Source organism: Chamaesiphon sp. OTE_8_metabat_110 (assembly GCF_031382685.1).
In the GTDB taxonomy this organism is placed as follows: Bacteria; Cyanobacteriota; Cyanobacteriia; order Cyanobacteriales; family Chamaesiphonaceae; genus Chamaesiphon.
In genome coordinates this window covers 1-3,821 of the sequence record NZ_JANMZA010000534.1, presented here as the reverse complement: position 1 = coordinate 3,821, position 3,821 = coordinate 1, and the positions used below count along the sequence as shown (strand labels likewise).

General features: G+C 49.0%; 3 protein-coding genes. 2 read left to right on the top strand and 1 reads right to left on the bottom strand.

What is annotated here, in order from left to right; all coding sequences use genetic code 11:
• The coding region (trpD, locus tag RMO52_RS19440) for an anthranilate phosphoribosyltransferase (protein ID WP_310417537.1) at positions 1-676 on the top strand (676 nt) is incomplete at its 5' end.
• Positions 677-883: 207 nt separating this feature from the next.
• Complete coding sequence (locus RMO52_RS19435) at positions 884-2,311, top strand: tetratricopeptide repeat protein (RefSeq protein ID WP_310417534.1); 1,428 nt, start codon at positions 884-886, stop codon at positions 2,309-2,311.
• 255 nt (positions 2,312-2,566) lie between these two features.
• Here the strand turns inward: RMO52_RS19435 and RMO52_RS19430 are convergent, their stop codons facing one another.
• On the bottom strand, positions 2,567-3,805 hold the full coding sequence (locus RMO52_RS19430) for a VWA domain-containing protein (protein ID WP_310417540.1): 1,239 nt from the start codon (positions 3,803-3,805) through the stop codon (positions 2,567-2,569).
• Positions 3,806-3,821 lie beyond the last annotated feature (16 nt).

Below are 3,821 nucleotides of genomic sequence, written 5' to 3'. Positions count from 1 at the left end.
GAGTCGCGTCGGTTCTGCGGACGTATTGGAGGCTCTGGGCGTCAAGCTCTCAGCTCCCCCCGATCGCGTTACCGCTGCGCTAGATGCAGTCGGGATTACCTTTCTATTTGCGGCGGGTTGGCATCCCGCGCTCAAAGCAGTGGCACCCTTACGGCAAGAATTGAAGATTCGGACAGTATTTAACGCGATCGGCCCCCTTGTCAATCCCCTCCGTCCGACGGGGCAAGTTATCGGCATCGGTACGCCCCATTTACTCGAAACGATGGCTACCGCTACTGGGCTTTTAGGCACGCGCCAAGCGATCGTCTTACACGGGCGCGAACGCTTAGATGAAGCAGGCTTGGGCGATCTGACGGACTTGGCAATTTTGACCGACGGACGCGTCGAACTGACTAGTATCGATCCGCAAGCATTGGGGCTGACGCCCGCACCGATTACCGCTCTCAAAGGTGGCGATGTTGCTGAAAATGCCGCGATTCTCACCGCCATTTTGCAAGGTAAAGGGACGACAATTCAGCGCGATGTCGTCGCGCTAAATGCCGGATTAGCATTGCAGATAGGTGGCATCGTACCCATCGGCGCACATCAACAGGCGATCGCGATCGCTCAAACGGTACTCAGTAGCGGTAAGGCATGGGATAAATTAGCAGATTTAGTCGCGTTTTTGGCTCAGTAAGCGGCAATAACTTCAGTCGCGGCACAAATATAACACCGTAGGGTGTGTTATCGAGCCAGCGTAACGCACCGAAGACACTCATCTAAGCAACCCTCCAAACGATCTAGGATTGCTCGGTAAATTTTCCCGTAGTTATCGGTAATCACGAGCCGCCGCTGCGTAGAATGAGGCAAATAAATATCACAGATCTGAGTCAGAACCATTGTTATGTCTTACTTAAATCAATTAGTGTCTCTTGCCATTGGCAGCACGATCGTCCTATACGCCACGGCTAGTCTGGGGCTATCAGCAACCGAGGTAGCACGGATTGCTAAAGGGGCGACAGTCAAGATTGAAAGCGACACATCCCAGGGTTCGGGACAAATTATTCAACAGCAAGGCGGGCAATATCTCGTGTTGACGGCTGCTCACGTCGTCAAAGATCGGCGCAGCAAATACACCGCCATTACCTTTGACAATCGCCGCTATCAACTATCACCAGAATCGATCGAAACCCTCCCTGGGGTAGATCTTGCCGTAGTCAGATTTAGGAGCGACTTCCGCTATGCCGTGCCCAAATTGGGAGATGCCAATGCTTCTACCGAGGGGACGACTGCCTATGTGTCGGGATTTCCTAGCAGTACTGTGGCGATCGATCTGTCAATTTTTAGTTTTACTGATGGTAAAATCACCGCCAATAGCAGTAGACCATTAAAAGATGGTTATGCCCTGATTTATAGTAATAATACTTTGCCCGGAATGAGCGGTGGGGGTGTATTTAACGATCGTGGTGAATTGATTGCCATCCACGGTCGGGGCGATGTCGATACCAAAATTACGATCTCAGAAATCGATCCGAACATTCGGATCAAAACCGGATTTAATCTGGGCATTCCGATTAATACTTTTCAGCAACTAGCGACTAAATTGGGCTTAAAGATCGGCAGTCGTCCGATCGTGGCTAGAGCTACTTCACCTAAAGCTGATGATTTTATTTTAAGTGGATTCGAGCGCGTCTCTAAAGCCGATTTACCTGGCTCGATCGTCGAATTTACCAAAGCGATCGCCCTCAATCCCAAGTCAGCGACAGCTAAGTTCTGGCGAGGCACTTGTAAGTTATTAATGGGCGAGTCTCAAGGCGCGATCGCCGATTTGAGTGCGGCAATTGCTCTCAATCCGAAAAAGGTCGAAGCCTATATTTATCGAGGCTCTGCTTATGCTAAATTAGGCGATAAACTGCAAGCAACTATCGATCTAGATAGAGCTGTCAGCCTTACACCCCAGTCAGATTTTGCCTATGGCAATCGGTGCGCCCTCAAATTCCAACTCGGCAAATTTAACGATGCAATTAGTGATTGCGATCGAGCGATTCAATTAAGTAATAAAAATGCTGTTTATTACAGCTCGCGCGGCGCGGCATCCTACCAACTCAATCGTTATCCAGCAGCTTTGCTCGACCAAAATACCGCGATCGGTCTCGATCGCAATCTACCTCAAGCTTATTACCATCGCGGTTTAATTAAAACAGCGATCGGCCAAAAACAAAGCGCCATTATCGATTTACAAGCGGCGGCTAAATTGTACCTCGATCGTCAAGATAACCAAAAATATCAACAAATGCTCAAGAAAATCGCGGAGTTACAAACATCCAGATAAACAGGTCTATACCAATTCTCTAAATTACTGCCATAGATCTTTCCCCCACCGAACCTCCCTTTTATAAGGCTACGGTGTATGCACAATTCGGCTAGACTTCGTTTTAGGTTGATTTACCCCCCCAACCCCCCCTTATAAAGGGGGGGCTAATGCTCCCTCCCCTTTATAAGGGGAGGGCTGGGGTGGGGTAACGGGACTACGCAACAGGGTTTCAGATTATTTTAGATACTAGAATAATTATGCCAACTTGCTTAATTACTGGAGAATTGTTTTAGAAACCATCCGCGTTTTTTTCTTCTCAGCTTCAGAGAGATCCGCCCCACCTTGGAGAATTGTAGCGTTAGACTGCAATACCGTTGCCGCATTGGTATCGCCCATTTGCAGGGCTGTTTTGGCAGCAGTTTGGAGTAGCGTTGCCGCTCCGGCGCGATCTCCTTGTTGGAGTTTTTGTTCGGCGAGTTGAGTTTGCCGATATTTGGCTAGGGCGAGGGTTTGCTGCTGGACGTTCTCATCGACGGCTGGCTGATGATTGCGGGTGACACTGACGTTCACCTGGACGGGTGGCGTTAGCAGATTGGTTAAACCTTTCGCTGGGTCATCATAGCGGATTTGCACAGTGGCGATCGACTGTTCGCCTTCAGCTAATTGTCCGATATAAGTATTCACCAAAATCACCCGCGAGAGATCTTTCATCAAGTCACCTAACCGGACTACCTGAAGATTACCATCATCTTCGACAGCTAATTCGATCGTGTCTGGTGCTACTTGTGCTACAGGCTTGAGTTCGGCAAGCCGGACTTTTGGCTGGAGTGAGATCTGGAGATAAGCATTAGTCAAGCCGACTGATTGCATCCGATTGAAGATCCGACCGAATTCACTGACGGCTTGCGAGGCTTCTTCAATGTATGCAAGAGTTCCGGCGGCGGTATCAGCAATTTTTTCGAGGATATTTTGATTCCAATTTTCGCCGAATCCCAACGTATTGAGCGTAATATTGCTCTCAGTGGCAAATCCCGCTAATTTAATGCACCGCTGGTCATCACCGTGTTCGTTTTCACCATCGGTGAGGATAAAGGCGTGGGAGACGCGATCTTGACGTCCTTCAATTAATTGAGTAATTCCTAGTTTAATCCCCGCATCGATCGCGGTACCACCTGCTGCTTGCAATTTGTCGATTCGGGCAAAAATCTCAGTTGGATCGTTAACCTGCTGACAGGGGACGATGACTTCCGCCTGATGGTCGAATGCCACCACCGACAACCGATCTTCGGGTTTCAAGCCATTAATTAGTTCTCTTGCAGCTTGCTTGACTGTACTCAGCGGCGTCCCTTTCATCGAGCCGCTATGGTCTAGAATCAGACACAAATTCAGTGGTAATTGACGATCTTCTGGTTCGGCTAGAGCTGAAACCTCGATCGAGAGCTGACGCTGATTATTACCTTGACTGATATCGATCTGCGGATCGCTGATAATGGTTTCGAGCGCAACTTGCATCGGATTCAACTCCACA

What these genes read in the sequence shown, in the direction of transcription:
- RMO52_RS19435 (WP_310417534.1), top strand. Translation starts at nt 884, where the DNA reads ATGTCTTACTTAAATCAATTAGTGTCTCTTGCCATTGGCAGCACGATC.
- RMO52_RS19430 (WP_310417540.1), bottom strand. Translation starts at nt 3,805, where the DNA reads ATGCAAGTTGCGCTCGAAACCATTATCAGCGATCCGCAGATCGATATC.